The sequence below is a fragment of the Cognatishimia sp. WU-CL00825 genome (assembly GCF_040364665.1).
GTDB lineage: Bacteria > Pseudomonadota > Alphaproteobacteria > Rhodobacterales > Rhodobacteraceae > Cognatishimia.
In genome coordinates, this window is the sequence record NZ_BAABWX010000001.1 from 62,698 (window position 1) to 87,423 (window position 24,726).

Here is a 24,726-nt window from a genome sequence, read left to right on the forward strand (position 1 = left end):
CGGAATCTCCTGTCTTTAAGTTGTGTCCTGACGGGTTTGCACGTTTTCAAGACGCGCGTCTTTGTGCTGGCGCAACAATTGGTGTGCTTGCGCCTCATTCGCTGCCAAACAAAGCCCGGTTGAAAGCGCATCAGCCAAAGCCGCGCTCTCGGCTTGCACGGATATTTGCGTGATGTTGGACTTTAGGGGGGTGTCGCTGCGCGGGTCAAGGATATGCCCAATCGTGCCGGCTTGGTCCAATTTAGTTCCATAGGGCGCAGACGTGGCCAGAGCACGTCCTGACAAGGCACGTGGCTTGGTGGTGCCAGCAATGGTAACCGGCCAGCCTGATAGTCCCTTGGGCGTGCCCAAGGCGATGATTTCGCCGGTGTCGATCAGGACGTCTGCGACCCCAAGACGACGCATTATACGCGCCAGCCGATCTGCGATATAGCCTTGCGCAATGCCATTAAGTGTAAGTTGTTGACCCCGGCCCAGGGATATTCTGCTGTTATCAATGCGCATACCTTCAAAACCAATGGCCTGGCGCGCCGCGCGCAAGGTTTGTGGATCAATTGCCTTGTACTGGCTTTCTGCCAGTGCGGCCCAAAGCTGTTGAACCGTCGGGTCAAATCGCCCTTCGGTGACCCGGTGGGCCTGTTGCGCCACGCTCAGGCATTCCAAAAGCTCGAACGAGGGGGCTTGCAATGTCCCATGTTGGTTCAGCCGTACAATCTCAGACCCTTTGCGATAAAGGCTAAAGATGTCCTCTAGCCGATCGATCTCCGCCAAGGCCGTTGACGTGATGTGTTTGGCATCTGGATGGTCCAGAATAATCTGGGCATGGGCACCCAGCGCCGTGCCTTGCCATTTAAAGGCGTGAACTGATGCGGCTGGAGCAATTAGGCAGGCTGCGCTTGCCAATCGCAGGAAGCGACGACGTGAAACACTCATATCAGTTGGTCCGTTGGGATGAGGACAAGGCCCGCAAGCGGCTGGCGATGTCTGATGAATCTGTTGCGCTGCTCGCGGGTAAAGACGGCGCTGTTGGTGCAAGCACTTCGTTTGTCGTTATTTCACTGTATCGTTTAACAGTACCGCCGTGCAGCAAGACAAAATTTTCGGCCGCCGCGATGTTAGAAAACGGAACAAACTCAGGCGCGTTCATGCCGCCTAGTTTGTCAGAACCGATCACGTAGTAGGCTTCTGTCAATGGCATCCAACTTTCAGGAGTTGCCCAATTCGCGGCACCCGCCATGTCCTGAACATAGGCCACTTGGATTGCATGGCTTTGCTCTGGCATATGCAGATAGGCAATCGCGTCGCGCACCTGAGAAAAGAATATTGGGCCAGGCATGCCATCCAGATGAATTTGTCCCTTGGGTCCATCATGCGTCAACAGATCCATCTGGCAATAAAACCCAAGTGCTTCTTCGGTCATCTCCACCGCTTGCGGAAGTGCTGCATGCTCTTCTTTGCAAGCCGTAAGCGAAAGGGCCGCAAGACATAAAACAGCGATGCTTTTCATGGTTCCACCTTTCCAAATGCCAATCTGGCCATGCCAGCCGCAGCAACAAGCCAGATTACCAGCGACGCCAGAGGCTTCCAGATGGCAATTGACTGCGCAGCACCGGCCAGCCCAGATGCCGCCCCAACCGCATCTGACGCCGCCAGATTATATATCCGCAATGCGTCAGCAGGATTGGCGACCAATAACCAGGGAAATATTTTGGTGGTGAAAACTCCGCCGTCGTCTGCAACGATGGCCGCAAGCAGACCCAGATCATATAACACCACAGCAACCAACCACAGCCCAATCGCCAGCCCGGCCGCACCAGATGGGCGGCGCGATAGGCTGGAAATCATCTGACCCAGCGATAGGAAAATTGCCCCCAACAGAGCCGAGCTCCAGATCAGGCGCACTAGGGCCGGAATGCCGTCAAAAGCGGTGGCACCACTGAAATAAAATGCCACCAACGCTGCAGCCCCATAACCCAAAGACACGGCCACCGTAACTACCGCTAGTTGCGCTGCCAATTTGCCGATCAATATTTCGCCCCTGCTGACCGGATAGGCCAAATAAAGCGGCAGTGTGCCGCGCTCAAGCTCGCCTGCAATGGCATCAAACGAAATGATCAAAGCAATCAGGGGTACCAGATAAACCGACAAGGAAGTTAGACTTGCGACAGTCACCGATAAACGGTCTGTACCCACAGCGCCGGTCGGGGCCGAACCCGCAACCGATAAAATCACCGAAAACAGCACCATCATAAGCGCCGCTATGCTCAGCCAACGATTGCGCCGTGCGATGGCAAATTCGACGCGAAAAATGGAAAGGATGCGATCAAACATCACGCGGTTCTCCGGCTGAATTGAACATAAACATCATCCAGGCTGGCAGGCTGGAAATCAAAATCCCGCAGGGTATCCCGCACCGCGGTGATACGCGTCAAAATTTCCAGCTTGGCATTGGGAGCGCAGGTTAACGTAAATACCCCATCCACGTCCTGCGCTTCAGGGAATGCAGCTGCGACCTGAGACAGACAGTTTTGATTGGGATAGAGATGAACCGTAAGGGGCAGGGCAGCTTGGGTCCGCAAGCTCTCCAAAGTGCCCTCAGCCACTTTGCGTCCCTGAGAAAGGATCGTGATACTGTCAGAACGTAATTCGATTTCAGACAAAGCGTGTGACGACATCAAAATCGCTGTGCCCTGTGACGCCAATTCGTCCAACAAGGTGTAAAACTCATGACGCGACACCGGGTCTAAACCGGATGTTGGCTCATCCAATATCATAAGGCGAGGGTTGCCGATCAGGGCCTGTGCCAAGCCAACCCGCTGACGCATACCTTTGGAATAGGTGCCAACGCGGCGCCGCGCCGCCTCTGCGAGCCCGACTTTTTCTAACAGCAAATCTGCCTCGCTGGCCGCACGGCCGCGAAGGCGCAGAAAATGGCGAATTTGCTCCCGCCCCGTAAGCGCTGGGTGGAAGGCGACATTTTCCGGTAAATAAGCTGTTATCGCCCGCGCAGCGGAAGATCCCGGCGCGTGACCGTCAATCGAGATTTGGCCGCTTGTGCTAGGGATCAGTCCCAATATCAGCTTCATCATCGTCGATTTCCCGGCCCCATTGTGACCCAGCAAAGCAACACGTTCACCGGGGGCAAGGGACAGATCCACATTGTGCAAAGCGGTCTGCTTGCCAAAGCGTTTAGTGAGGTTGGAAAGGTCTAGAATCGACATCGTTTCCTCCTTTTGCCCAAAGTGGTTCTGCGCTGGCCAGCCGTTGAAATGTCGATGGCACATTCAAAGGCGGGGCGCTGATCATCGGATGGCTGTCGACAACACCGCCGGTGGCCGTGGCAGGAAATTGCGCCTGGCTCCAACGTACCAATTGCACAGCAGGGGTGCCCAGCAGCAATTTGGCGGCGGGTTGTGACCACAGGATGTGGTCCATCAAATCGTTTGGTCGATAGGCGCTGTCAGCGCGCGCATCACCATCCAAATCAAACGAAGGATGGTCAGACCAGAAGTTCCCGCGTTTTTCAAAGCTCCACTCAACATCGCTGGTGCCCACATATTTGACTTGTGTGCGGTTGCCGATAAAGGCATTGCCGGTGATGGTATTGCGCTCAGAACCAGCGGTGAAGTGAATGCCAATCTCGCAGCCATCAAAGCGATTTTCAGCCAACAGATTGCTATGAGCATTATAAATAAACGCGCACTTGCGAGCCCCACCCAGAACCTGATTGCTAAAGACATCGGACTGGTTGGTGTAGTTCAGCATCAGGCCGTAATCGCGGTCATTGATCGAAATGTTGTCACGGGCAATGATGCGGTCAGAATACATCATTGCGAAACCCAGATGGTTGCCAATGCTGATGTTGTCCGCGACTTCGCTGTCATTGGTATACATATAGTGCACCGCAAAACGCAGATCGCGCATCAAATTGCGGCGATAGATATTGCGTTTTGATGTGTTGGAAAAAATGCCATCACGCCCATAGCGTATTTCATTGTCTTCGACGACAGAACCGGGGGCGTTCCACACATAGATGCCATTGCCGCGGCTGTTCATGCGTCTCAGGCGCAGCCCCTCGATGCGATTGCCTTTGATCAAAGCATCGCGCGCGCCATGAATGTCGATTCCAACAAGGTTGTTTTGCAGATCATTGTTCAAAACCAAGGCGCGTTTTGCCCGTTTGGTCAGCAAAATCCCGGCATCGCGCGGCTCATGCGTGCGCCCGGAGTTGATCACAGTCACCGACTGAAACGTTACGTCTGGTGCGTCGATGGTCACAACAGAACCTTGGCCTTCTGCGTCAATCGTCGCCCCGGCAAGGCCAGTGATGGTCAGCGGTGTCTCAATGTGCAGGGGGCCAACATAGCGGCCCGCTGCCAATATTATTTCGTCTCCAGCCCGAGCGGTCGCCAGCGCCTGCGCCAACGCCCCCTTTTCGGGAGTCACATTGATCCGCTCCGCCAAAGCTGGCGAAACGGTCAATGCAAATGCAAGGGCTATAGAGACGAGGCGCATCATCCGTTGCGAGGCTCCACAAGCATACGGCCACGCATTTCCATGTGCAGCGCGTGGCAGAACCACTGGCAATAGTACCAGTAAACGCCAGGTTTGGCTGCAGTGAAGGTGACAGAAGCAGTGGCTTGCGGACCAACTTCCATCGCCACACCATGGTTGTTCAATGTAAAGCCGTGAGTCAGATCGTCGATGTCATCAAGGTTGGTGACATAAACAGTGACTTCGTCGCCTTCTTTAACGGTAAAGTCTGACAAGCTGAATTCAGGGGCTTGGCTTGACATCCAAACCCGCACTTTGTTGCCATCTCGGATCACGCTGTCTTGGTAATCATCGATGTCAACGCCATCAAGTTCGGCTTGCGCACGCGCATCTGCCCACATCGGGTCATTACGATCCCAAACATTGCGCGGGTTCACCACAGAGCGGTGCACCAAGATACTGTCATGGGGTTCTGCAAAAGTTGGGCCATCGTGCACCAGTTCCATCTCGGTGCCATCAATGGCAAAGAGCTGTTCGTTTTCTGGTTTCAGAGGGCCTGTGTTCAAGAACCGGTCTTTTGAGAACTTGTTCATGGACAGGTACCATTTGCCATCCGCTTCAAGGGTTTCACCCATGGTGGTCGAGTTGTGACCCGGTTGGTAATGCACGTCTTTCTTGTTGCGGATCGGATCCACGTCTTCGCCGTTATACAGCTTGATCGCGTCTTCGATGTTCCACATGACCACTTGGCTGTCGAGGAACAGGGTGGTGAAGCAGTTGCCTTTACCGTCAAAGCAGGTGTGAAGCGGGCCAAGACCCAATTCAGGTTCCGCCACAACAACAGAGCGTGGGTCCACATCGCTTTCAAACAGGGCGTCAAATTTGGTGACGTCCAGAACAGACACCGTTGGCGACAGTTTACCAGCAATACAAAGATGCTTTTTGTCCGGTGCCATGTTGATGCCGTGTGGGCTGTTTGGAATTGGCACGTAGCGGGTGTATTTCTTGTTCTGACCTTTCCGGCCATCCAGAACTTTGACGCCATTGAGTTCGATGTAATCACCAGCGGCAATACCGGCTTCGATCTCTTCGATGTTGAAAATAACGACGTGGTCACGTTCGGCTTCCATCATCTCTGGCAGGGTCATACCCATTTCAGAGTTATAAGAAGTCGAGAATGCCCATTTGCCTTCGTAGTCAGCATCGGTGTTGTCAAGGTTACCCGAGACCATGACCTGCCATGCAACTGTCATTTCATCCGCATTGATGGCCGAGAAGAAGTTTACATATTTTTCTGGCTCATCCAGGATTTTGCCATCGTTGACCATTGGCACTTCGTCTTCGCCGTTACAGAAGACATAGTCCGTGCGTGGCCATTTTTGTGGGCGCAGACCATGGATCGCTTTGGCGTTTGGAATGTCGATGATTTTGTCAGGCTTCATCACGTCACACCGAATACGCGCAACGCGGGTATTGGCTTTGTCGTTCATGAACAGGAAGCGGCCGTCATATTTGCCTTCGGTAAAGGACATATGCACGTGGTGAAGGTCACCATTGTCATGCACAATCTTACCCTGTGCGGCCAAGTATTCCTTGGTTTCAGGCAGCATGTCCTGCCGCATGATCTTGATGCTTTCGTTGGTTTGACCCCAACCTGTTGCGGAACAGCGGTTAAACACTGGCACGCGCATCAATTCACGCATAGAGGGCACACCCAGAATACGCATTTCGCCTGCTTGGCCTGAGGACCAGAAACCATAATATTCGTCAAGTTCGCCGGGGGCAGGGGTGGCGTGATCGCCGGTTGAGGCCCAGGACGCACTAGAGGACGCCGCCGTAATGGCCGCTGCACCACCAAGAAGACCAAGCTTACCGCCTGCGCCTCCCAGCATTGCGGCGCCCGTGGCGGAAGCGCCCATAAAGCCGCGTCGGCTTAGACCACGTTTTTCTTGATCAGACATTTTACGTCTCCTTCTCTTAAGCTTTTACATTCGGATGGTTGGCGATTTGCGCGTTTAACACGGGGTCCGGCTGGGCCATTTTGGCCCGCCGTTTCATCTTTTTGATCACAACGGGGCATTTGGCGTCAGATTGATAAAGCACCTGACAATGCAGACAGTTGATGCATTCGTTTGGATTGATCTCGCCGGTTGGATGGATGGCATCCACCGGGCATTCATTGGCACATGTCTGACAAGGCTGGCCGCATTCGTGATAGCGTTTCAGCCAGTCAAACATCCGCAGCCGCGCCGGGATCGCCAAGGCAGCCCCCAGCGGACACAAGTATCGGCAGAAAAAGCGCTCTACAAACAGGCCTGCAATCAGCAGGGCTCCAACATAGGCTACAAACGGCCAGGCACGCATGAATTTTAGAACAATGGCAGTCTTAAAGGGCTCGACCTCTGCCAGACGTTCGGCCTGTTCAATCGAATACAGCGACACGCCAAACAGCCCAAGAAAGATCATGTATTTCAGCGGCCACAGACGTTCATGTAGCGCCCAAGGCAATTGGATTTGCGGTATGCGCAAAGCCCGTCCAATGCGGTTTGTCAGCTCTTGTAATGCGCCAAAGGGGCACAGCCAGCCGCAATAGGCCCCACGGCCCCAGAACAACAGGGCAGTGGCAACGGCAAACCACAGGATAAAGGTCAGAGGATCTAGCAAAAACGCCTGCCAGCTAAAGTTTGTGACCAAGGCCCCAAACAGCGCCATCAGGTTCACCACGGACAGCTGCGCATTGGCATACCAACCTAAAAACACCAAAGAGATGGTCAGGAATGACATGCGGAACCAGAAATAATGCCGCTCGGATCGTGTGACAAAAGTCTGGAAGAAGAACACAATTGTCAAAACCGTCAGCATGGTCATCAAGACCGCGATTTCAAGCGTCTTGCTTTCCCAAATCCGCTGCCAAAGCGCAGACTGAGCATCCAGCTCTACAGTTGGGTTTTCTGCTTGAACCACAGGTTCGTTCACAATTTTGCGCTGAAATTTCGCAGGCAAAAGGTACCCCAGTTCAAAGGTGGTAAAGACCTTTTCGATGGCCGCGACTTCGCGGTGCACCAAAAGCTGCAGCTGGAAAGGGCGGGTGGGGTCAAACCCACTGTCAGCCGGGATCTTGAACAGGTCACGCTCGACAAATTCAGGCGCGTCAGCGGCGGCAATTTTGCCCATACGACGGTGGCCCCGGTCCCGAAACCGCACTGTGACGTCATCTTGGATCAAAACGATGCGATCAAAAATGCCGCCGCGTACATAGCCTGACCCTTTGAATGAATACAGGCCTCTGCCAACAACCGCGATGGCGTGCTCGCCGGGCTTCATCCACTCGCGCAGATTGCGGTCTTCTGCATCGCCCAAAATCGCAGGCCCAATGCCGGGAACACTGACCAATGCAAGTTGCAGGTCGATGAATGTTGTTTCAGCTGGCTCGGTCAATGCACGTTTGATCGCACGCGGATCATCCATCGCAGCAAAAGCAGAGTTGATTTGACCAACATCCAATGCCAGACGTCTGATGGTGCCGTCGCCTTCCATTTCCATCCAGCTTTCAGCGGCTTTGGCTTCGGCATTGACCTCAAAATTATGCTCTGGTGCAACCACGGCAGCCAGATCACCCAATCCCAAGGCGCGAGCAACCTTTAGCCCCGCCCGGATAATGCTGTCATCAATCACCATCACGGTGACTGTTGCGCCGGAAATGATATTCAAATCATGGGCGGACCCACGGGCCGCGGCCTCGGCAATCAGGTCAACGCCCCGATAGCCCTCTACCATGGCTTTGATTTCGCTGTCAGGAATACCAATCAGAACAATTGGCTCATAGTGTTTGACCAATTCCACACCCAGGATGCGCGCGTCGGGCGCGACGGCAACCATCGAATGGATGGGCTTGCCGGAATAGCCCGTGGTGCCAACAAAATCCGAAGTGATAAAGACATGGCCGACCAATGCGCCTTGCTTGAGCAGCGGGGCAACCGGGATGTCGTCTCTGATCTGCCCATAGGCATCCGCACCATCAACAAATGCGTCTGGTGATACTTTTGCGATAAACTGGGACAAAAATGGCTGTGATGCCTGCGCTATTGCCGATTTTGGCAAAGCAGACATCAAAAGGGCAACAAATATAATTGCAAAAATTCGGCACAAGCCTATGGCAGTAAACTTCTTCATATTATTATACCGTGACCACATGCGGTGGGCCCCGCGCCAGCGTGCTAGAACTGCGCGAAACCGCTACAATGTTTGTGAATTCAATGGAGTTTTGGCGCTGGGGTGCAAATCCCTGGTTGATCTGCGCCAGAGCGGGAACATCAAACAATGGCGTGGTAAAGCAATCGGCGCAATGTCCACAGCTTGTCTTTGCTGGTTGAACAGGATTACCATCACGATCCAGCGTGACAGCTTGGACACCGCCTTCGCCGCAAATCACAATTGTTGCATGCCCCGCACGCGCGATCTCATGGCTGGTCTGTAGATAACCGCCTGCCATCGCAGAAACACAGATGCTCGCGATCAAAAGGAAGCTAGGGACAAGGCACAAGATTCGTCTCATAGCGCTGACCCTAATGTGCCTTGGGATTTGATGACTTGATTTAAGACAATTTTAGAGAAAGTTATTTTGGCCCAATACGCGCCCAAACATAGCGCAACTCGCAGCGCGATATTGCATGTCAATATGGATGTAGTGTCTTGTTATATCTGGATAAATGTTTGGTTTGAGTTTTTGCGGATTTCAAAGAGGGAGCGTTGAGCCACGTATCTCAAGTTTAACCTCAAGCATTTCCGGTTGTGGCACCACATTGTTTTCAAGCCAGTCACCCATTGCTGTTCCAGCCTTCTCGCCCATGCGGCGTACGGGCAGGTGAATTGTCGTAAGTGCTGGAAACGTATGTCGGGCGCTGGGCAGGTCATCCATACCCAAAATTGAAAAGTCCTTTGGGATTTTGTAACCAAGGCGCTGTAGCTCAAACAACGCACCCATAGCCAACACGTCAGACAGGCAGAAGAGAGCGGATGGTTTGTCTACCAGATCCGCAATATCCTGTGCTGCACCGCATCCTCCCTGCATAGATATTTCAGCTTCGTGAAAGCTTAGCGTCTGACAATTCAGACTGTGAATGCCAGCAAGCCGCGCCCCTGTTCTGTCATTGTGTGCAGCAGGCCCGTGTATGATTGCGATCTTAGTGTGACCCAACTCCAGCAAATGTGTCAGCCCCATGCGCGCGGCATGCTCGTTGTCATATCCGATTGTTGGGAGCGGCGCAGAGACATCAAAATAGGAGGTGGCTAGGGTGGGCAATTGGGCTTGCCGCACCGTTTCAAACAATTCTGGCGCATGAGAGACCCCTGACAAGATCAACCCTTCAGCCCCGATGTCGAGCAGGGATTTGGCTTTGCGCACCTCAGCTTCGGCGCTTTCTTGGGTAGTGGCCACAACGCAGGACAGACCAAAATCATCAAGTCGGTTTTCCAAAGCCGCTAAGAATCTGGCAAAAATCGCGTTGTCCAACGTGGGCACCAACGCGCCCACAAACCGTGTGCGCCCGCTGTTAATCGCCCGCGCAGCCGCGCTGGGCGTGAACCTAAGCTCAGTGATAACCGCCTGAACTTTGTCGCGGGTATTTGGGGCTACAGAATTCGGAGTGTTTAAGACCCTCGATACGGTCGCAACCGATACATCAGCGGCACGGGCGACGTCTCGCAGATTTGCGCGTTTTATCTTTTTCTTGTCCTGCATTACCCGCCTCAATTCCAGATTTTTGCTTTCTTGTCCAGAAAAGCTTGACGCATGTAACCAGTTACATCAAGAATGTAACCGGTTACAAATAGGCGATTCCGACCATGACACGCGATCCGGCGATTCTATATGATTTCAGCAATATCGGCGCTGCTCAGCCACGCAGGAGTTTTCCTGGGTTTGAAAAAAACACGGGTGTGCGCCGGTCTCTTTTGGCAACCCGCGAGGCGCAGAAGCTTGAATTAGAGAAAGGCGACATCGTTAGTATTTCGGGCGCACAGACTGATGTTTCTGTGGCCATTGTAGCATTCCTGCCAAACGGTGACGACGGCCTTGCTGCACTTGGTCTCAAACCCAAAACCTGCATGGCCTTTACGTCTTTTGACAGCGATCCATTGGTGGGGTGGGCGGCCTCTAACGGAGCAAATCTTCAAGGGGATCTGCCCTGTGAAGTATTTCACGACACTGCAGAACCAATCATCTTACGAGCCACTAACCCGGTCACGCTTTGGGTTATGCGCCCGGTCCCCGCGCAGAATGTGATCGCCGGACACGGCAATGGGCGTGTTGAAATTTCCCACAAATCGACAGCAACATCTGATCCTTGGTTGCCGCCCTTGTTGGGTGACACGCGTGATGAATTTACGGTCAGCAAAGCGACAGGCTTGTCCTACGAATTAAAGCGTGGCGAGTATTTGCAGATCATTGATATCCATGGGCAACAGTGTTCAGATTTTGTAGCGCTGCGGTCTGATGGGTTGATGCGGGGCAAAGAGTTGATGATCGACTCGACGGCCACCCGCAGTATGGTGCGTAAGTCCTATCCAACACCTGGTGTGTTGGACAAATTTTACGATCAAAACATGCGTCCCATGCTGAATGTTGTGCAAGACACCTGTGGGCGTCATGACACTTTTGGCCTTGCATGCACCGCTCGCGGTTATGAAGAGCAAGGTTTTCCAGGACATGTGAATTGCTCTGATAATATTTCCGGGGTTCTTGATCGCTTTGGCGTGCAAAAACGATCCGCTTGGCCTGCAATTAACTTTTTTTGGAACACTTGGGTTGACCCGCATTCGCATCATTTGATGACCGAAGAGTCGCATTCCCGACCCGGAGACTATGTTGTCATGCAGGCCATGCAAGACTTGGTCTGCGCCTCCACAGCCTGTCCAGATGATATTGACCCAATCAATGGATGGAACCCCACCGATATTCATGTGCGCATTTACCGCCCCAGTACCCCGATCCGCCGTGCAGTGGCTTATCGTGAAAAGGAAGACGCCCCTATGTCCATCAGTCAGGAATCTGCTTTTCACAAGCGGCTTGCCCCGTTGACTCAAGATTTCTCTCCCGCCAGAGATTTGTGGACCCCTGTCAGCTTTCCTAGCATTGGCTCGATGGGCGAGTATTGGGCCTGCCGGAACGCGGTCACGCTGCAAGACATGAGTGGGCTGCGCAAATACGATATTGTTGGTCCTGACGCGGTGACGCTTTTGCAAGAAGCTTTGACGCGTAACATAGCAAAGCTCGCGATTTGGCGTGGCACATATACGTTGATGTGCGATGAAAGTGGACAGGTGATTGATGACGGAACGCTATTTCGTTTGGGTGACAAACTCTTCCGATGGTTCTGTGGCTCAGAAGAAAGCGGCCGTGCGCTACAGGAACTCGCCCAGAAAATGGGTCTTCAGGTTCGGGTATGCGCCTTGGGCAATAGCCTGCCAAATCTTGCCCTACAGGGACCAAAATCCCGCGACTTGCTAAAGAAAGTCAGCTTTTTTCAACCGAATGTACCCAATCTAGATCACATAAAATGGTTTGGGGTTTCCGTTGCCCGACTGAACAATCGCGAAGGCGCGCCGTTCATGCTCAGCCGGTCTGGCTACACCGGAGAACTGGGCTATGAAATCTTCTGCACCAAATCCGATGCCGTCGAGATCTGGGATGCGATCATGCTAGCGGGCCAAGAGTTTGGCATACAGCCCATGGGCTCTGCAGCGCTTGAAACCATTCGGATCGAGGCGGGTCTCGCGGCCGCAAATGCCGAGTTCGCCCCTGGCGTGGATGCGTTTGAGGCGGGGTTGGGGTTTGCGGTTGATATGAAAAAAGACAGCTTCACTGGCAAAGCTGCGCTAGAACGAAACGCGAAAGATCCCAGGAAAATTCTCAGAGGTTTGCTGCTGGATTGTGATGACGTGCCCACGCACGGCGCACCAGTGCTTTCCGGGGAACGGCAAATTGGGCAAATCACTTCTGCGACGTGGTCTCCATCACTTGAGCGCGCGATCGCAATGGCCCGTATCTCTATTGAACACGCCGAAATCGGCACAGTTCTCGAGGTCGGGCAACTCGACGGACATATGAAGCGCTTAAGCGCAACTGTGTCTGACATTCCATTCATAGACCCGCAACGCAAGCGGGCACGAGCATAGGGCTCACTCAACTCAACGGGAGATTAAAATGAAAAAATTGAAAACACTGTCACTGACCTTGGCCATTGCTGCCGCCTCGACAGCGGCAATGGCACAAGAGAAAGTCATGGTTGGCGAGCCAAGCTGGCCAGGCGCCAAAATCATGAGCCGCGTGATCGGCCAAATCATCGAAACCCGCCTTGGCGGCGAAGCAGACTATGCGCCTGGCGCAAATGCTGTCATCTTTGCTTCGATGGATGGTGGCCGCGGTGACATTGATGTTCACCCTGACGTTTGGTTACCGAACCAATCGTCCTTTACCAATGAATATGTCGACGCAAAGAAAACCGTTTCCCTGTCCAATGGCAGCTACAAAGGCCGCGCAGGCATCTGTGTGCCAAACTACATGGTCACAGAGCATAACATCAAATCGATCTATGACTTGGCAACACCAACAGCGCAGGAATTGTTTGATTCTGATGGCGACGGTATGGGCGAAGTCTGGGTAGGGGCTTCTGGTTGGGCATCAACAAACACCTTTAAGGTGCGCGTGCGCGACTACGGCGTTGAAACCTTTTTGGCACCGACAACCGAAGACGAAACCGTATTCTACTCGCGTCTGAAAGATCTGATCGATCAAAAGAAAGGCGCGGCGTTTTACTGTTACGCACCACATTACGTACACGCGCTTTATCCGGTAACCATTTTGGAAGAGCCAGAGCATGATGCAAACACCTATAAAATGGTGCAGCCAGATCAAGATGCCGATTGGTTCAAGAAATCACGTGTTGATTCAGGCGAGCCCGTTAAAACAGTGACCGTGGCTTATTCCAATTCACTGAATGAACGGAATCCTGCAGCGGCGTCTTTCTTGGCCAATATTGATATGGACGCCCAGAAGCTTTCTGAACTGACCTACAAAGTGGTTGTTCAGGGCAATGAGCTAGACACCGTTGTTTCCGATTGGATCGCCGCCAATGGGGACACTGTCGATACCTGGCTTGGGCTTAAGTAAACCGCTGAAACAAAACAAACAGCCCCATCAGTCGCGCTGGCGGGGCAAAATCACTGCGGGGATCAGATGACAAAAGAAATTGCAATCGACGCGCAAGGCGTCTGGAAAGTATTCGGCGGGCGCTCCAAAGAAGCGCTGGCCGCTATTCACAAGGAAGGGCTTGGCAAAGCAGAGGTCCTTGAGCGGTTTAACTGTGTTGTGGGCGTGGCTGATGCCAGCTTTGAGATCGAAAAAGGCGAGCTCTTTTGCGTCATGGGCCTGTCAGGGTCTGGCAAATCAACTCTTGTGCGCCATGTAAACCGCTTGTTGGAACCTACAGCCGGTAAAATCTTACTGGGGGGCGATGATGTTATGGCTCTGGCCCCAGATGGGCTGCGCGATTTGCGCAACCGCCGGGTTGCAATGGTCTTTCAAAATTTTGGCCTCATGCCGCACCGAACCGTGCGGGACAACGTGGCGATGCCTCTGGAAATTCGCGGCACAGGCAAGGCCCGCCGTTGGGAAGAAGCCGACCGCGTTCTGGAGCTTGTCGAACTAAACGGGTGGGAAGACAAATATGCCCACGAGCTGTCCGGCGGTATGCAACAGCGGGTTGGTCTGGCGCGGGCGATTGCCTCTAACCCTGAAATCCTGCTGATGGACGAACCCTTTTCAGCGCTTGATCCGTTGATCCGCAAACAGCTGCAAGATCAATTCATGGATCTTAGCCATAAGTTGAACAAGACAACGATGTTCATCACACATGATTTGGACGAAGCCATTCGCATTGGCCATCGTATCGCCATCATGAAAGACGGGCGCATTGTGCAAGTTGGGACACCAGAAGAAATCATCCTGAATCCCGCTGATGACTACGTGGCTGATTTTGTCGCCGGAATTTCCAAGCTGAATATGATTTTTGCCCATTCGGTGATGCAGCCAGTGGACGAATTCAAGGCCAAACACGGTGACCTGCCAAAAGATGCAGCCGAGGCCCGCCCGGATATGGACCTAAGTGATTTAATGAACCTTTGCGTTGATGGCCACGGCATCGTGGCTGTGACCGATGGCGATAATAAAACCGTTGGCGTGATCAACCGCGCAGGTCTCATTCGCGCCATTCAAGACAGCCAAGCCAAGGAGGACGCGTGATGCCAGATGTTGAAAATCAAGAGATCCAACCAGAAACCGCAGAACGCCTAAACAGCTTGATCGAGCAATTTGTTGGCAGCAATGTCAGTTATTACCAAAAAACCTTTGGCTATATGATGGGTGCTCCGGGCTATCGCTTTACACTCAATTGGATGGCCGGCCTTTTGGGACCGATATGGTTTGGTGCGCGCGGGCTATGGTCATGGATGTTGGCATTTCTGTTGCTTGAAACGCTGGCATATATCCAAATCGGTCTAGGGCTGTTTGGCGATTTGGGGCGTGATTTTCGAAACCGCGCCGAACAAATCGCGCAAACGCTTGACTTGCGACAGCAACAGATCTCTGCGGCAGAGCAATCCGGCGCATCTTCGCTTGATGCCCTAAAACGCGCAGCTCAGTCTCTGGAAACCGCGATGGCGGATTCGCAACAAGCGGCAGTCTCGGCAGACAACACCGGCACCACCTATTTCCTCGCAGGCATTGTGATTTTATTGGTTGTGAAATTTATGATTGCCGCACTGGCCAACTGGACCTTAGAAGGCCAATTCGCCAAATGGCGTTCGGACCGCGAGGTTGCCAGCGGATGGGATATGCCTCGAATGCTGATTGCCAGCGTGCTGACCTTTTTGGTTGTTGTGTTGACCAGCGTCAAATTTGCCCAGCCCGATGCCTTTGCCATTTTGAACGCTTTCCCAACAGATCGCGACTGGCGGTTGAACGTTGGTGACGGGGTGCAGGCGGTGTTTGACTGGACCAAAACCTCAGGACGGGGCTTCTTTGACAGCCTCACTTTTGGCATGCGCACGCTTCTTGATTGGATCGAAGTGGTGCTTGTGGACTCCCCATGGCCTGTGGTGGGGCTTGTTATCATTATGCTGGCCTATTTGTCAGGTGGAGCCCGTGTGGCCATCTTTACCACAGCCGCTTTGGCCTACCTTGGGCTGCTGGACTTCTGGGAAAAAGCAATGACGACCATTGCGCTGCTCGGCGCGGCGGCCCTGATTTCCATTACGCTTGGTATTCCGCTCGGGATCTACTGTGCACGTCGCCCAAAGGTTTTCGCCTTTGTCAGACCGGTTTTGGATTTCATGCAATCAATGCCATCCTTTGTTTACCTTATTCCGGTTGTGGCCTTTATCGGCTCTGGCAAACCTGCTGGCGTGGTAGCGACCATGATTTTTGGCAGCCCGCCGGTGATCCGCTTCACCGTTCTTGGACTTCAACAGGTTCCCGATGCTGTACGCGAAGCTGCTTTGGCCTTTGGCGCAACGCCGCGTTATCTGCTTTGGCGTGTTGATCTGCCCTTAGCGCGTAAAACCATCATGGCAGGGATCAACCAAACCATCTTGCTTTCGCTGGCTATGGTTGTGGTTGCGTCGCTGATTGGTGCCAAAGGTTTGGGCGAAGACGTTCTAGAAGCTCTGCAATATGCGGCGGCTGGACAGGGTATCTTGGCGGGGCTTGCCATTCTTTTTTGCGCATTGATCCTTGATCGGATTGTTGCCGGAAAACGCTAGAAATTACCTCTGTACCAACTTAACGGGCTATCGAAAGGTGGCCCGTTTTTTTATGCGCAACACAGGTCTGCGAATACTTGAATGCTCCCGAAATCCCGCGTTTTGTGCAACGGCATCAGATTCCAATGGCGCGCATTTGTTGAGACATTTGGTGGAACGACCCGCTGACATGGCGTTCGATGACCTCAAGGGCCTTGGTCGAATCATTGGTGCGAAAGGCTTCGATCAACTCCGCATGTTCTTTGATAATCGTCTCGATCCGAGGCGCGCTGATCCGCAACCGTGAGGCATGCACGTTCAAGGCGGTTCGCAGTCTGCGCCATGTATCTGCAGCGGAATCATTATAGTGGTGTTTGCAAATGATACGGTGAAACTCTGTGTCCATTTGGCGAAATTTATAAAGGTCCTGACCAGACAAGTCCAACATCTGGTGGTGAACTTTTTCCAATTCTTCTAGCATTTCCGGCAAAGCGTATTCTGCGAACCATTTCACAAAATATGGCTCAAGTAGCTGTAAAATCTCAAAAATATTCTGAATCGTGTGCGCGTTTGCCGAAACGATCACAGCCCCGCGGTTGGGCAAGATCTCGACAAACCCTTCACCCTGCATCCTGCGCAATACCTCTCGAATAGGGCTGGCGCTCTGACCATATTGCTTGGCCAATGCCGAGACCTTCAGCCGATCACCACCTTTAAGATTGCCGCGCGAGATATCTTCGAGAATAGCTTCATACAAAGAGATTTCTGGTTCGAAAGTTTTGCCGTCTGGCTGCATCTTGCGCTTCCTTCAACTGCGAAATCACGATGGTTTGAATGGGTTTCTAAGACAATTTTCAACGAAATCACACTGTAAAAGCAAGAGGATCCGAAAAATAAACGTCAAACTTAAAAAAATCGTCGACTATTTTAAATGGATTGTACTATGCTGCCCTTGAGTATGACGATTCGGAGTTTGCAATGTCGGGAAAGTTGAAGACAAATATGAATAAGCCGACCGAAATAACTGCGGATCAAAACGTTGCCTCGCCGAAGGCGGATTTGGACGCGCGCATTGCCAAGATCCAACCCTTTGTCGCTCGCGTCGGGCCGCGAAATCAGTTGCTAGTAAAGGTCACCACTCAAGACGGTTTGTTTGGCTGGGGTGAAGGTGGGTTGTCAGGGCGCGAAAATGCCGTTGCCGCCACAATCGAGCATTTCTCAACATTCTTGCTTGGGCAAGATTCGCGTCAGATTGGACGCATATGGCAAGAAAGCTACCGCAGCCAATATTTTGAAGGGGGCAGGGTTCTTACCGCGGCGATCTCTGCGATTGATATCGCGCTGCATGACCTTTTGGGCAAGCGGCTTGACCTGCCTGTATATCAGCTATTGGGTGGCAAACATCGCGATGTGATCCCCACTTTTGCAACTTCGATGGCCAAAACCAAAGCAGGTTTGATTTCCGAAATTAGCCGATTGGTCGATGCCGGTTGGAATTGCGTGCGCATCTATCCAAGCGCCTTTGATGATCAACAAATTTTTGACCCCTGGGCCACCCTGGCCAAAACCGCTGATGAATTGATTGCTATTCGCGCCAAATTCGGCCCCTCACTTTGCCTCGGCATCGACATGCACCACCGTTATTCCGTCGCCGAGGCAGCTAATTTTTGCGCCATGCTGCCAAAGGGCACGCTTAACTTCATAGAAGAGCCCATTCGCTCAGAAACCCCCGAAGCCTATGTGTCGTTGCGGGCAATGACAGATATTCCCTTTGCAGTGGGCGAAGAGTTCTCGTCAAAATGGGAAGCTGCGCGCTTTTTAGATGCGGGCATGACCCAACATATGCGCCTGGATATTTGCAATATCGGCGGGTTTACCGAGGCGATGAAGGTAGCGGCCATGAGCGAACGCCACTATGTCGATCTCATGCCTCATAATCCGCTTGGTCCGGTTTGTACTGCGGCAACCGTGCATATGTCAGCCGCTGTTCCAAACTTCAGCTGGCTGGAAACCCGTCAGGGTCCAACAGAATCCTTGGGCTTTCATGACCCAGAATTGTTTCCAACGCAAATCCCGCTCAGTGGGTCGGTCTATGTCGTGCCCGATGCTCCGGGACTTGGCGTTGAGGTGAATGAGGAAAAACTCACTCTACAGACCGCAGAACATATCGAAGCGCCGCATCTGCGGCGACCAGACGGGTCGGTTACCAACTGGTGATCTGCCAAAGCAAAATCATTCGATCAGAGGAGGAAAGAATGGGAATTTCATTTAAAGTTAAAGGGGTGTTGACCAGCACAGTCGCAACCCTCTGTCTGGCCAGCATGGCCACGGCCGGCAGCTTTCAGCAAGCGCCAATGTTGGCCGAGCAAGTGGCCGCTGGCACTTTGCCGCCCGTAGAGCAGCGTCTCCCAAGCGAACCGATGGTACTGGCTCCGCTAGATTCGATCGGCGAATATGGTGGCACGTTGCGTCGCGCCATTCTTGGAGGCGGTGATCAGCACAACATCGTACGGCTGATTTCCAACGAAAACCTTGTGCGCTGGAGTGCTGACTGGAGCGAAGTTCATACAAATATCGCCAAAAACTACACCGTATCAGAGGACGCAACCACATTTACCTTTGATCTGCGTGACGGCATGCGCTGGTCTGATGGCGCTCCTTTTACAGCTGATGACATCATGTTTTGGTACGAAGTGTTCCAAGATGATCGTTTGACCAAATCGCAGCACCCCAACTTTGTAGGCCCTGATGGTCCGGTCCAAGTCACCAAAATCGACGACTATACGGTCGAGTTCAAATTTGGCGAACCAAACGGTCTGTTCTTACAAAATATGGCCTACGGTTTTGGGTACTATGTCGTGAACTACCCGGCGCATTACCTAAAGCAATTCCACGCCGACCATAATCCAGATGTCCAGGCCTTGGTTGACGCAGAACCAGCCGCTAGTGACTGGGTGTCGTTGTTCAATCTAAAAGCCGGCCCAATGCACACGCCGATCTTCTGGCAAAATGTGGACCGCCCAACATTACACCCTTGGCATCTCAACACCGCCTATGGTGCCTCTGATCGTGTGGTCGCAGAACGCAACCCTTATTACTTCAAGGTCGACTCTGAGGGCAATCAGCTGCCCTATATTGATCGCGTAACTTGGGATCAGGTCGAGGACCCAGAAAGCATTTTGCTCAAAGCCTTTAACGGCGAGATCGACTACATGGCGCGCCATATCGGACGCGCGTCCAACCTCGCGGTTCTGACCGACAACAAGGATCGTGGTCAGTATGATTTCTACCAGGTTGGTGACATCACGGCCAGTCAGGCGGCTTTGATGCTGAACTTGAACAACCCGGATCCTGTCAAAAACGAGATCGTAAACACCTTTGATTTCCGGCGCGCGCTTAGCCATGCGATTGACCGTCAAGAAATTATCGATCTGGTCTATCTTGGTGTTGGACGGCCCGTACAAACATCTCCTCACCCGTTGTCACCGGTTTTCAATGAAAAGTGGTCAACGCAATATGCAGAACATGACGCGGACTTGGCGAACCAGCTTTTGGACAGCGTCGGCTTAGACAAAAAAGACAGCGACGGCTACCGGCTGGGGCCGGATGGCGAACGCTTTACGCTGGTCTTCTTGGTGGCGGATGTCTTTGGATTCCAATACCCGGATGTGATGGAGATTGTGGCCGAACAAGCCAAAGAAGTTGGCTTGGATATTCAAGTCCGCGCTTCTGATCGGTCACGTTTGCAAGAAATCGCCGGCAGTGCCGAACACGACGGCTATATCTGGAACTGCCCAGGCGGGCTGGTTGACGCCTATTCTAACCCAGACTGTTATCTGCCGCGTCCAAATGTCGTATATTGGGCCCCACAGTGGGCAGCATGGGGGGCAGACCCAACCACGGGTGAAGAGCCCCCTGCAGAGATCAAAGCCCTATTTGAAGCGTACAACGGCGTGACCTCTTCTGCGGATCCCGTCGCCCAAGAGGCTGCACTGGTCAGCTTGATAGAGCAGTCAACAAGTCAGCTGCTGACAATTGGTATTCGTCAAGTAGACGGAGCCTTTGGGATCGCGCGCAACAACCTGCGTAACTTCCCAGATCCTATGCCTATCGCTGGCCAGCTTTGGACACCCGCGCCCTATACGGCGCAATACTACTTCGAAGGCGGGGACAACCTGAAATAACCGAACTTCGATTAAGTCTAACCCCATCTCTCCAGGGTGGTTAGACTAAACACAGCGGAGTTGGCCAATCCTCCCCGGCCAGCTCCGCGCTAATGTTACCAAAGAATGGCCAAACAGAATGCTAAGTTTCATCTACCGGCGATTGCTCTACATGATTCCGACGGTCTTTCTCGTGTCCGTTGTGACTTTTGCAATTATCCAACTGCCCCCTGGCGACTACCTCGACACGCTCGCTGCCGAGCTGAATGATTCAGGTGGGTTGGATGAGGGAACAATGCAGTCCCTGCGGGATCAGTACGGCCTTGGGCAACCCATGTATGTCCAGTATTACAAATGGATGTCCGGAATTCTGTTTCATGGTGATTTCGGAATCTCGTTTGAAAAGAACGTGCCGGTGAATGACCTGATTTGGGATCGCCTGGGTTGGACGTTCGCCATTTCATTGCTCACGCTAGCCTTTATTTGGATGACAGCCTTGCCAATAGGCATCTATTCAGCTGTTCGCAAATATTCTGTCGGCGACTACGTAGCAACTTTCTTTGGTTTTATCGGTCTCGCTATCCCGAATTTTCTTTTGGCACTCGTCATGATGTATGTGGCCTTCAAGTATTTTGGTCAAAGCGTCGGCGGGCTTGTCAGCCCAGAATATCTTGACCAACCTTGGAGCGCAGCCAAGGTTGTTGACCTGCTCAAGCACATTTGGATGCCGATTGTCGTGGTCGGAACTTCTGGGGCCGCCGCCCTGATACGCATTATGCGGGCCAATCTGTTGGACGAGCTCTATCGACCCTATGTGGTCACGGCACGCGCTAAGGGCATGAGCGAATTCCAGTTGCTTCTAAAATACCCCGTGCGAGTCGCCTTGAATCCCTTTGTCTCGACGATTGGCTGGATATTGCCAACCCTTGTTTCAGGCGAAATCATTGTCGCAGTTGTAATGAACCTTCCGACAACCGGCCCCTTGCTGTTGCGCGCGCTGCTTGTCCAAGACATGTATCTTGCTGGTTCGCTCATTTTTATTGTCTCAATCCTAACGGTGATCGGCACACTTGCTTCTGATCTTTTGCTGGCCTGGATTGACCCAAGGATCCGCTACCAATGACAACTTCCCCTACACTCACGGTCGACGAATCCGACATATCTGCTCCGCAGTTGCTGGGCCCCTGGGCGTTGATGTGGCGCAAATTTCGCCGCCACAAGGTGGCCTTTCTCAGCCTTTGGCTTGTTGTCTTGATCTATCTGATGGCGATGTTTGGGGAATTTATGGCCCCGGCAGATCCCGCAGATACCAACCGTCGAGGCATATTTGCGCCGCCGCAGGGTATCCATTTGTTTGTGACTGACGCCGAGGGCAATTCCAGTTTCAAACTGCATGCCAAAGCCCAAAAAATGAAGATCGACCAAAGCACTATGCGGCGCACCTATGTGTCGGACGAGACAAAAATAGTACCTCTGGGCTTCTTTGTAAAAGGGGCTGAATACAAGACGCTTGGCTTGTTTAAGTCTAATGTTCATCTGTTTGGGCCCGTGAATGCAAAAGATCGGTTTTATCTGCTTGGGGCGGACCGGCTTGGCCGCGACATCGCAAGTCGCATTATTGTCGGGACCAAGGTTTCCATGTCGATTGGCCTGGTCGGCGTTGTCGTGTCTTTGATCGTCGGGGTGACACTAGGTGGCCTGTCTGGGTTTTACGGTGGCTGGGTGGACAACTTAATCCAACGTTTGATCGAGTTCTTGCGCTCGATCCCGACCATTCCGCTATGGATGGGGCTGGCCGCGGCGATCCCTTTAGGATGGCCGCCGCTGCGCACTTATTTTGTGGTGACTTTGATTGTGTCGATGATTGGCTGGACCTCATTGGCGCGCGAAGTCAGAGGCAAATTTCTGTCCCTACGCAAAGAAGATTTCATCACCGCCGCACAGCTAGATGGCCTGAGTGATTGGGAAGTTATCCGCAAACATATGGTGCCCAGCTTTTCCAGCCACATTATTGCGTCATTGACCCTGGCGGTGCCGTTGATGATCCTTGCTGAAACTTCGCTTAGTTTTCTTGGGATTGGGTTACAGCCGCCGATCATTTCTTGGGGTACATTACTCAAAGAGGCGCAAAACATTCGCACCATCATCGAAGCGCCTTGGTTGCTGATTGCACCGGGCACCATGATTGTAATCGCCGTTTTGGCCCTGAACTTCCTAGGAGACGGCCTTCGTGATGCCGCTGACCCCCATGCAAGCTGACGCCCAGCCGATGATCAAAATACGCGATCTTAAAACCCACTTCTTCACTGACGATGGGATTGTGAAAGCCGTCGAAGGCGTGGATCTGGACGTATATGCCAACCGAACCCTATGTATCTTGGGTGAATCTGGTTGCGGGAAATCAATCATGGCGCGCTCTATTCTGCGCATTGTTGACCGGCCCGGTCGTATTGTAGGCGGTTCTATCGAATACACGGCAGCAGACGGGCGCTGTATTGATCTTGCCAAAGCCCGGCCAGGATCGCGCGAACTCCGCTCAATTCGCGGTCAAGATATCTCGATGATCTTCCAAGAACCAATGAGCTCGCTTGGACCTATCACCAAGGTTGGAAAACAGCTTACGGAAACAATTCTTCTGCACCGTAAGATGAGCAAACAAGAGGCCAAAGAGCGTGCGATCGATTTGCTGGACAAAGTCAGCATTCCCGATCCCCACAAGCGATTTGAATCATACCCCTTTGAGCTATCTGGTGGTATGCGGCAGCGCGTGATGATTGCGATGGCGCTGTCTTGTGAGCCGCGTTTGCTAATCGCTGACGAACCCACCACCGCGCTTGATGTGACCACCCAAGCCCAGACGCTAGATCTGATAGCCCAGCTGAAAGAAGAACTAGGCATGGCGGTCATGCTCATAACTCATGATTTGGGTGTCGTCGCCGAAGTCGCCGAAGACGTGGCGGTGATGTATATGGGAAAAATCGTTGAAAAGGGCGACGTCTATTCGATTTTTGAAAACCCACAGCATCCCTATACCAAGGCCTTGCTCGCCTCTGTTCCTGTCATCGGTTCCGAGCGGCGCGAAAGGTTGCCTGCCATTCGCGGCATGGTTCCGCACCCATTGGCACGGCCCTCCGGATGCACCTTTAGAACACGCTGTGACCATTACATACCGGGCATTTGCAATGTTCAGGAACCAAAACTGATGCAAACCGAGTCAAACAGCCAAGTGGCATGCCATCTTCACAATGCGGAAAATTCAGATGTCTGAGGCGATCCTTAAAGTTCGAAATCTAAATATGCACTTCCCAACTGGTGGCGGTTTTGCAGGGAAATCCACCTCTGTGGTCCGTGCAGTCAATAATGTCAGCTTTGAGGTCAATCGCGGCGAGTCTTTTGGAATCGTTGGCGAAAGTGGATCTGGGAAAACGACGCTTGGTCGCTGTATCATGCGTATTTTGGCCCCTACTAGTGGCGAGATGCATTTTGCACCTAGCGGCTTAAGCCCGGTAGATTTGACCTCGCTCAGCAAAGACGAGCTACGGGTGATCTGGCGCAAAATGCGCATGGTGTTTCAAGATCCGCAAAGCTCGTTGAATCCGCGCCTGCGGGTGCTGGATCTGATTGGCCAATCCATTCAAAAGACCGAAGGCCTCCGCGGCACAGAGCTTTCTGCCCGGGTCGCAGAATTGCTGCTGCAAGTTGGCTTGCGTCCCGAATTCCTGATGCGTTATGCCAATGCGTTTTCCGGCGGCCAGCGTCAGCGCATTGGCATTGCCCGTGCCTTGGCAACCCGCCCAGAAATGGTCATTGCAGACGAAGCGGTCTCAGCGCTGGATGTGTCGATTCAGGCGCAAACTTTGAACCTGATGAAGGACCTTCAAGAAGATTTTGCACTCACCTATGTGTTCATTGCTCATGATTTGGCAGTGGTGCAGCATTTCTGCGATCGCATTGCAGTGATGTTTCAAGGACAAATTGTAGAGCTGGCCGCTGCAGATACATTGTATCGCGCGCCCAAACATCCCTATACCCGTGCACTATTGTCAGCCGTGCCAATCCCAGACCCGCGTCAGCGCGGGCGCTTGCGCGGCAAAGTGGCTTTGACAGATGGGATGACCCAGCTGGGTGGATGTGCATTTGCGGGGCGCTGTGCGCATGCTACGGAAATCTGCAAAGCCCAGTTGCCCCCTGTACGCAACATCGACGGTGCTGAAGTCGCCTGTCATTTTGCCGGAGAGATCTAGGCCGGAGACAGGTCAGGGGTGTAACGCGT

At 52.8% G+C, this 24,726-nt stretch carries 20 protein-coding genes; 10 read left to right on the top strand and 10 right to left on the bottom strand.

The window, feature by feature from the left end; genetic code table 11:
- Positions 1-15: 15 nt before the first annotated feature.
- From ABXG94_RS00310 to ABXG94_RS00350, 9 genes are all read right to left on the bottom strand, one after another.
- Entirely contained in the window at positions 16-933 is a 918-nt protein-coding gene (locus ABXG94_RS00310) for an FAD:protein FMN transferase (protein ID WP_353531653.1), read from the bottom strand.
- Between the two features lies 1 nt (position 934).
- Entirely contained in the window at positions 935-1,507 is a 573-nt protein-coding gene (locus ABXG94_RS00315) for a nitrous oxide reductase accessory protein NosL (protein WP_353531654.1), read from the bottom strand.
- Positions 1,504-2,331 (bottom strand): ABC transporter permease, encoded by an 828-nt coding sequence (locus ABXG94_RS00320; protein ID WP_353531655.1) that lies wholly within the window; start codon positions 2,329-2,331, stop codon positions 1,504-1,506. Before ABXG94_RS00320 ends, ABXG94_RS00315 begins: the two co-directional genes overlap by 4 nt.
- Positions 2,331-3,221: an ABC transporter ATP-binding protein gene (locus tag ABXG94_RS00325; protein ID WP_353531656.1), complete on the bottom strand. Its 891-nt coding sequence runs from the start codon at positions 3,219-3,221 to the stop codon at positions 2,331-2,333. The genes ABXG94_RS00320 and ABXG94_RS00325 overlap by 1 nt, the downstream gene beginning before the upstream one ends.
- Entirely contained in the window at positions 3,190-4,518 is a 1,329-nt protein-coding gene (locus ABXG94_RS00330; protein WP_353531657.1) for a nitrous oxide reductase family maturation protein NosD, read from the bottom strand. Before ABXG94_RS00330 ends, ABXG94_RS00325 begins: the two co-directional genes overlap by 32 nt.
- Positions 4,515-6,455, bottom strand: coding sequence for a TAT-dependent nitrous-oxide reductase (gene nosZ, locus ABXG94_RS00335; RefSeq protein WP_353531658.1), 1,941 nt, complete (start codon positions 6,453-6,455; stop codon positions 4,515-4,517). The genes ABXG94_RS00330 and nosZ overlap by 4 nt, the downstream gene beginning before the upstream one ends.
- Positions 6,456-6,471: 16 nt before the next feature.
- A complete protein-coding gene (locus ABXG94_RS00340; protein ID WP_353533972.1) occupies positions 6,472-8,604 on the bottom strand; it encodes a 4Fe-4S binding protein in 2,133 nt (710 codons plus the stop codon).
- A gap of 67 nt (positions 8,605-8,671) precedes the next feature.
- Entirely contained in the window at positions 8,672-9,049 is a 378-nt protein-coding gene (locus tag ABXG94_RS00345) for a hypothetical protein (protein WP_353531659.1), read from the bottom strand.
- 180 nt (positions 9,050-9,229) lie between these two features.
- On the bottom strand, positions 9,230-10,234 hold the full coding sequence (locus ABXG94_RS00350) for a LacI family DNA-binding transcriptional regulator (protein WP_353531660.1): 1,005 nt from the start codon (positions 10,232-10,234) through the stop codon (positions 9,230-9,232).
- Between the two features lie 104 nt (positions 10,235-10,338).
- On the opposite strand from ABXG94_RS00350, the gene ABXG94_RS00355 reads away from it, so the two are divergent.
- The 4 genes from ABXG94_RS00355 (at position 10,339) to ABXG94_RS00370 (ending at position 16,311) form a co-directional block, all read left to right on the top strand.
- Positions 10,339-12,669 (top strand): DUF1989 domain-containing protein, encoded by a 2,331-nt coding sequence (locus ABXG94_RS00355; protein ID WP_353531661.1) that lies wholly within the window; start codon positions 10,339-10,341, stop codon positions 12,667-12,669.
- Between the two features lie 28 nt (positions 12,670-12,697).
- Positions 12,698-13,663 (top strand): ABC transporter substrate-binding protein, encoded by a 966-nt coding sequence (locus ABXG94_RS00360; RefSeq protein ID WP_353531662.1) that lies wholly within the window; start codon positions 12,698-12,700, stop codon positions 13,661-13,663.
- A gap of 66 nt (positions 13,664-13,729) precedes the next feature.
- Positions 13,730-14,794: a quaternary amine ABC transporter ATP-binding protein gene (locus ABXG94_RS00365; protein WP_353531663.1), complete on the top strand. Its 1,065-nt coding sequence runs from the start codon at positions 13,730-13,732 to the stop codon at positions 14,792-14,794.
- Complete coding sequence (locus tag ABXG94_RS00370; RefSeq protein ID WP_353531664.1) at positions 14,794-16,311, top strand: ABC transporter permease; 1,518 nt, start codon at positions 14,794-14,796, stop codon at positions 16,309-16,311. Before ABXG94_RS00365 ends, ABXG94_RS00370 begins: the two co-directional genes overlap by 1 nt.
- 115 nt (positions 16,312-16,426) lie before the next feature.
- On the opposite strand, the gene ABXG94_RS00375 is transcribed toward ABXG94_RS00370, so the two are convergent.
- Positions 16,427-17,086: a GntR family transcriptional regulator gene (locus ABXG94_RS00375; protein WP_353531665.1), complete on the bottom strand. Its 660-nt coding sequence runs from the start codon at positions 17,084-17,086 to the stop codon at positions 16,427-16,429.
- A 206-nt stretch (positions 17,087-17,292) separates the two neighbouring features.
- On the opposite strand from ABXG94_RS00375, the gene ABXG94_RS00380 reads away from it, so the two are divergent.
- The 6 genes from ABXG94_RS00380 to ABXG94_RS00405 all read left to right on the top strand — a co-directional run bounded on the left by ABXG94_RS00380 (position 17,293) and on the right by ABXG94_RS00405 (position 24,697).
- Positions 17,293-18,507 carry a mandelate racemase/muconate lactonizing enzyme family protein gene (locus ABXG94_RS00380; protein ID WP_353531666.1) on the top strand — a complete coding sequence of 405 codons (1,215 nt, stop codon included), beginning with the start codon at positions 17,293-17,295 and terminating at the stop codon, positions 18,505-18,507.
- A 38-nt stretch (positions 18,508-18,545) separates the two neighbouring features.
- Positions 18,546-20,474, top strand: a complete 1,929-nt coding sequence (locus ABXG94_RS00385) for an ABC transporter substrate-binding protein (protein ID WP_353531667.1) — start codon at positions 18,546-18,548, stop codon at positions 20,472-20,474.
- A gap of 118 nt (positions 20,475-20,592) precedes the next feature.
- Entirely contained in the window at positions 20,593-21,576 is a 984-nt protein-coding gene (locus ABXG94_RS00390) for an ABC transporter permease (protein WP_353531668.1), read from the top strand.
- A complete protein-coding gene (locus ABXG94_RS00395; RefSeq protein ID WP_353531669.1) occupies positions 21,573-22,712 on the top strand; it encodes an ABC transporter permease in 1,140 nt (379 codons plus the stop codon). The genes ABXG94_RS00390 and ABXG94_RS00395 overlap by 4 nt, the downstream gene beginning before the upstream one ends.
- Positions 22,687-23,721: an ABC transporter ATP-binding protein gene (locus ABXG94_RS00400; RefSeq protein WP_353533973.1), complete on the top strand. Its 1,035-nt coding sequence runs from the start codon at positions 22,687-22,689 to the stop codon at positions 23,719-23,721. The genes ABXG94_RS00395 and ABXG94_RS00400 overlap by 26 nt, the downstream gene beginning before the upstream one ends.
- Positions 23,714-24,697 (top strand): ABC transporter ATP-binding protein, encoded by a 984-nt coding sequence (locus ABXG94_RS00405; RefSeq protein WP_353531670.1) that lies wholly within the window; start codon positions 23,714-23,716, stop codon positions 24,695-24,697. Before ABXG94_RS00400 ends, ABXG94_RS00405 begins: the two co-directional genes overlap by 8 nt.
- The last annotated feature ends 29 nt before the right edge of the window (positions 24,698-24,726 follow it).